Origin of the sequence: Nguyenibacter vanlangensis, assembly GCF_013376155.1 — a bacterium.
Taxonomy (GTDB): domain Bacteria; phylum Pseudomonadota; class Alphaproteobacteria; order Acetobacterales; family Acetobacteraceae; genus Gluconacetobacter; species Gluconacetobacter vanlangensis.
The window spans coordinates 1-3,395 of sequence record NZ_JABXXP010000313.1; the positions used below are offsets into that span (position 1 = coordinate 1).

5 protein-coding genes are annotated in these 3,395 nt (G+C 66.7%); 4 read left to right on the forward strand and 1 reads right to left on the reverse strand.

Annotated features, from left to right (window positions below):
• The 4 genes from coxB to HUK84_RS12980 all read left to right on the forward strand — a co-directional run.
• On the forward strand, window positions 1–632 hold a 632-nt coding region (gene coxB, locus HUK84_RS12965), incomplete at its 5' end, for a cytochrome c oxidase subunit II (protein ID WP_176640666.1).
• Window positions 629–2,251, forward strand: a complete 1,623-nt coding sequence (locus tag HUK84_RS12970) for a cytochrome c oxidase subunit I (protein ID WP_176640667.1) — start codon at window positions 629–631, stop codon at window positions 2,249–2,251. The genes coxB and HUK84_RS12970, both read left to right, overlap by 4 nt.
• Window positions 2,248–2,883: a cytochrome c oxidase subunit 3 gene (locus tag HUK84_RS12975; protein ID WP_176640668.1), complete on the forward strand. Its 636-nt coding sequence runs from the start codon at window positions 2,248–2,250 to the stop codon at window positions 2,881–2,883. The genes HUK84_RS12970 and HUK84_RS12975 overlap by 4 nt, the downstream gene beginning before the upstream one ends.
• On the forward strand, window positions 2,880–3,167 hold the full coding sequence (locus HUK84_RS12980; RefSeq protein WP_176640669.1) for a cytochrome C oxidase subunit IV family protein: 288 nt from the start codon (window positions 2,880–2,882) through the stop codon (window positions 3,165–3,167). The genes HUK84_RS12975 and HUK84_RS12980 overlap by 4 nt, the downstream gene beginning before the upstream one ends.
• Here the strand turns inward: HUK84_RS12980 and HUK84_RS12985 are convergent.
• Window positions 3,154–3,395 (reverse strand): SCO family protein (locus tag HUK84_RS12985; RefSeq protein ID WP_374729341.1); only part of this gene is annotated, 242 nt, incomplete at its 5' end. The genes HUK84_RS12980 and HUK84_RS12985 overlap by 14 nt on opposite strands.

Below are 3,395 nucleotides of genomic sequence, written 5' to 3' on the forward strand. Positions count from 1 at the left end.
CCCGCACCGCCGCCGAGACCGACTGGCTGCTGCTGGCGCTGGTCGTGGTCAGCGCCCTGGTGCTGGTGCTGGTCTTCGGCCTGATGCTGTATTTCGGCTGGCGGTTCCGGGCCGGCAACCCGATGCGGCGCAGGCCGTTGCCGACCCGGACGTTCGGGCTGGAAGTCGGCTGGACGGCGGCGACCATGCTGGCCTTCTTCGTGCTGGATGTGTGGGCGGCGGACCTGTATCTGCGCCAGATGCACGCGCCGGAGGGCGCGATGAAGATCGCGGTCACCGCCAAGCAATGGATGTGGAAGGCCGAGCAGCCGAACGGCGTGCGCGAGATCAACCTGGTGCATTTGCCGGTGGATCGCGACATCGAGATCGTCATGACGTCCGAGGACGTGATCCATGATTTCTCAGTGCCGGCCTTTCGCATCAAGCGCGACGTGCTGCCCGGCCGCTATACGATGATCTGGTTCCATACCACCCGCACCGGGCGGTTTCGCCTGTATTGCGATCAATATTGCGGATTGGACCATGCGCTGATGGTCGGCCACGTGATCGTCATGCCGGCCGCCGCCTATCGGGACTGGCTGGATCATCCCGGCGGCGACGCGGCATCTCCGGCAGAAGGAGCGGCCCCATGAACGTCCTGCCATCCCACGCGCCCGGCGGGAATTACCTGACCGACGGGCTGACCCTGCGCTCGTGGCTGCTGACGACCGACCATAAGCGCATCGGCCTGCTGTACATGGGCACGATCCTGCTGTTCTTCCTGCTGGGGGGCGCGGCGGCGGCGCTGATCCGCTTCAACCTGCTGTCGCCGGCGGGGCTGCTGGGGTCGCGGGCGGCCTATGACCGGCTGTTCACCATGCACGGCATCATCATGGTCTGGTTCTTCCTGGTGCCGGCGGCGCCGGCCGTGCTGGGAAATTTCGTGCTGCCGCTGATGGTCGGCGCGCGCGACCTGGCCTTTCCGCGCCTGAACCTGGCGAGCTGGTATCTGTTCCTGGCCGGCGGGGCCTGCGTGCTGACCGCGTTCTTTCGCGGCGGGCTGGATACCGGCTGGACCTTCTATGCCCCGTTTTCGACCGGTTATGCGCACGGCATGGTGGCGCTGGCGGCGCTGGGCATCATCCTGGCGGGCTATTCCTCGATCGCCGGGGGGCTGAATTTCATCATCACCATCCACCGGCTGCGCGCGCCGGGCCTGACCTGGTACCGGCTTCCGATCTTCTGCTGGTCGCTCTATGCCACCAGCATGCTGAACGTGCTGGCGACGCCGGTGCTGACGATGGTCCTGATGATGATGGCGACCGAGCGGATCTGGGGGGTGGGATTCTTCGGCCCGGTCATGGGCGGCGATCCGCTGCTGTTCCAGCACCTGTTCTGGTTCTATTCGCACCCGGCGGTCTATATCATGATCATGCCGGGCTTCGGCATCGTCAGCGAGGTTATTCCGGCCTTCGCCTCGCGCCCGCTGTTCGGATACAAGTTCGTCGCCTGGGCCAGCATCGCCATCGGCGTCATCAGCTTCTTCGTCTGGGGCCACCATATGTTCGTGGCCGGCGTCTCGACCTTTTCGAACACCGTGTTCTCGCTGCTGTCCTATGGCGTCGCGGTGCCTTCGGCGATCAAGGTGTTCAACTGGATCGGCACGCTGGAGCGCGGCTATGTCCGCCTCGACGCGCCCATGCTCTATGCGCTGGGTTTCGTGGGGCTGTTCACCACCGGGGGATTGTCCGGGCTGTTTCTGGCCGGGCTGGGTGCGGACGTCTATCTGCACGATACCTATTTCGTCATCGCGCATTTTCACTTCATCATGGTCGGCGGCATGGTCACCGCCTTCTTCGCCGGGCTGCATTTCTGGTGGCCCAAGATGACCGGGCGGCTCTATTCGGCCTTCTGGTCCCGCTGCGCCGCGATCCTGCTGTTCGCCGGCTTCAACGTCACCTTCATGCCGCAATATATCCTGGGCTATCTGGGCATGCCGCGGCGCTATGCGTCCTATGACCCGCAATTCACCGCGCTGAACGTCCTGTCCACCGGGGGCGCGCTGATCCTGGCGGCGGCCTATGTCCTGCCGCTGGTCTATCTGGGCGCGTCACTGCTGCGCGGCGCGCGCGCGCCGGCCAATCCGTGGGGGGCGACCGGGCTGGAATGGCAGGCCGCCTCTCCGCCGCCCACCGAGAATTTCGCCGTCATTCCGGTGGTCACCGGACCGCCCTATGCCTATCCCCGCCGGGAAGAGGACATGCCGCCATGACGATCCAGGACCGGGTGGAATTCCAGTTTCGCGACATGCGCGAGCAAGCCGCGACCGCGATTGCCGGCATGTGGCTGTTCCTGGCGACCGAGGGATTGTTCTTCGGCGGGCTGTTCCTGGCCTGGCTGACCTATCGGGTGCATTTCCCGGCCGGTTTCGCCCAGGCGGCGCGGCGGACCGACCTTGCGATCGGCACGATCAACACGATGGTGCTGATGACCTCCAGCGCGCTGTTCGCCTGCGGCCTGCCGGCGGTCCGGCTGGGCCACAGGCGGCGCCTGATCCTGCTCTGCCTGGCGACCGGGCTGCTGGGACTGGTCTTCATGGGACTGAAACTTTACGAATGGCGCCTGGATCTTGCGCGGCACCTGCTGCCCGGCGCGATCGCCCGCGACCCGGCGATGCCGCCGGGCGCGGCCCTGTTCTGGATGTTCTACTGGCTGGGAACGGTCCTGCACATGGCGCATCTGGCGATCGGGCTGGGACTGGTTGCGTGGATCGGCCGGCTGGCCGCGCGCGGCCGGGTCCATCCGGGCTATTACACCCCGGTCGAAGCGGTGGGGCTCTATTGGAGTTTCGTCGACCTGCTGTGGATGATTCTGTTTTCGCTGATCTATCTGGGTGCGTCGTGAAGCCGCCCGCCCGCCATCCCTACCTGCCCTATGGCCTGACCTGGCTGGCGCTGGCCGGGCTGCTGGCGGCGCAGCTTCTGGTCACGCGCGTGCTGGGGCGGCCGGACTGGGCGCCGCTGTTCGGCCTGGCCATGGCGGCGCTGGTTGCCCTGTTCTTCATGAATCTGCGCAATGGCTCGGCGTTGTCGCGCATCTTCGCGATCGCCTGCGTGGTGTGGCTGACGGTCATGCTGGGGCTGGGGATCATCGACCCGCTGACGCGCACCGCCATCATGCCCCCCTGACGTCCGGCCCGGGCTCGCGCAGCAGGCGGTCCAGGTCGGCGGCGATGCACGCGGCCGGATCGTTGCCGTCATGCTCGGTGGAAATCAGCAGGCGGGCCCGCGACCCACGGTCGAAGACATAGAGGGCCTCGCTGTGCGTCACGCGATAAGGCGGGCCCGGCGTGACGTCGTAGGCCAGGCGATAGCGCGCGGCCAGGCGGGCCAGCGCGTCGTCCGAGCCGCGCAGCC